This window comes from Lacticaseibacillus manihotivorans DSM 13343 = JCM 12514 (assembly GCF_001435035.1).
GTDB classification, from domain to species: Bacteria; Bacillota; Bacilli; order Lactobacillales; family Lactobacillaceae; genus Lacticaseibacillus; species Lacticaseibacillus manihotivorans.
The window spans coordinates 1-1,349 of the sequence record NZ_AZEU01000272.1; the positions used below are offsets into that span (position 1 = coordinate 1).

General features: G+C 40.9%; 4 protein-coding genes. All 4 read left to right on the forward strand.

Annotated elements, in window-relative coordinates:
• The first annotated feature begins 101 nt into the window (after window positions 1-101).
• The 4 genes from FD01_RS13480 to FD01_RS13495 all read left to right on the forward strand — a co-directional run bounded on the left by FD01_RS13480 (window position 102) and on the right by FD01_RS13495 (window position 1,223).
• On the forward strand, window positions 102-290 hold the full coding sequence (locus tag FD01_RS13480) for a hypothetical protein (protein WP_054720139.1): 189 nt from the start codon (window positions 102-104) through the stop codon (window positions 288-290).
• 139 nt (window positions 291-429) lie between these two features.
• Complete coding sequence (locus tag FD01_RS13485; RefSeq protein ID WP_056964809.1) at window positions 430-621, forward strand: hypothetical protein; 192 nt, start codon at window positions 430-432, stop codon at window positions 619-621.
• Between the two features lie 36 nt (window positions 622-657).
• Window positions 658-900 carry a hypothetical protein gene (locus tag FD01_RS13490; RefSeq protein WP_054720137.1) on the forward strand — a complete coding sequence of 81 codons (243 nt, stop codon included), beginning with the start codon at window positions 658-660 and terminating at the stop codon, window positions 898-900.
• A gap of 89 nt (window positions 901-989) precedes the next feature.
• Complete coding sequence (locus FD01_RS13495; RefSeq protein WP_054720134.1) at window positions 990-1,223, forward strand: hypothetical protein; 234 nt, start codon at window positions 990-992, stop codon at window positions 1,221-1,223.
• Window positions 1,224-1,349 lie beyond the last annotated feature (126 nt).

Here is a 1,349-nt window from a genome sequence, read left to right on the forward strand (position 1 = left end):
ACATTAGTGCTTGACTAATGGTAGAAAAAACACCTAGACCAATTTCGGTCTAGGTGTGGTGTCAAAAATATATCAACTCTACTTGACGAAGAGCCGGATAGGTGCTTCATCGCAAGGCGTTTATTTCTCCAACTGTTGCCTTATCCATCGAAGAGGTGACTGGGATTCCTGCTTATATGTTACTGGCAAAAGATACGCGTTATCGATTAGCGCATACTACTAAACCAACGCCAGGTGATAAAGCTAATGATCCTGATTTTCTTAAACAGTACGACTGGGCAATGGCCTGAATTCCATTATTGAGAGCGTCCAATTGCATGGGCGCTTTTTGTTCAACAAAGGAGATTAGTTACGTAAATCAATAGGCTGTTACGTATTGATTTCACAATTACAGGATAATCCATTATTGTGATGAAGGGAGTAAGATCTTTGGCGAAAAAAGATAACGCAGTGACAAAGGGTGTCAATAAAGCAAACGTTCCAGCAGATGCTTCATCGTCGTTCAAGCCACAACACGTTAACATTTGGCATACACAAGCGGCCCAAAATCATGATTTTCGTGAAGACCTGAGTAAGCTGGATGATCTTTTTCCAGATTCTCGAATGGGGCGGGAGCTTTAGGCCGTTGTCGAAAATATTTTAAAAATGAGGCGCAAGATGAAACTGACGAATATGACGCTACCAACTGAGACCAAATTTGGCACGTTTCAAATTGAAAGTATGGACGCGACTTATTTTAGATTCGATGAAAAAGACGGTGACTTCGTTTTAGATCCTGATTTCTTTATTGTTGCCGAACGAGACGCGAACAAACGGCAACATCCAATGTCTAAAGACATGTATGATAATTTGCAACGGGAGCTGTTGAATCAATTCTCATCTGAAAACAACTGTGATTGATAGTATGCGAACCTTTTCGCGCTTTTTAAGGTGTCGTGATATAATGTAGACACTTCAAGTCACCACCAGTCAATTGCGAGGTAATGCTCATGGAATTGATGAATGTTGAACTGCCGACTCCTGACCAATTCGGAATTTTCCAAATCAAAGGCCTGAATGCAACGTTCTTCAGATTTGTTGCTGAAGATGGCCACTATTTGCTTGAACCGCACAGCTTTATTGCCACTGTGTCTGATCCCGATAAGCGACAAGAACTGATGTCGCAAACGATGTATGATGACCTACAACGTGCATTAGATGAAAACGTCTCGTTTGAAAATTAGTTTTTAAAGGGGTCTAAAATTTTTGGTGTTGAAGGATACTTCAACGCCGGAAGTTTTAGGCCTTTTTAGATACTTGAATTGTCAAGCTAAGTGGAACATCTCTGACCAGAAGACTTCAAGCGAAGA

Excerpts from the sequence above, each read along its gene's own strand:
- FD01_RS13490 (WP_054720137.1), top strand. The coding sequence starts at position 658 with ATGAAACTGACGAATATGACGCTACCAACTGAGACCAAATTTGGCACG.
- FD01_RS13495 (WP_054720134.1), top strand. The coding sequence starts at position 990 with ATGGAATTGATGAATGTTGAACTGCCGACTCCTGACCAATTCGGAATT.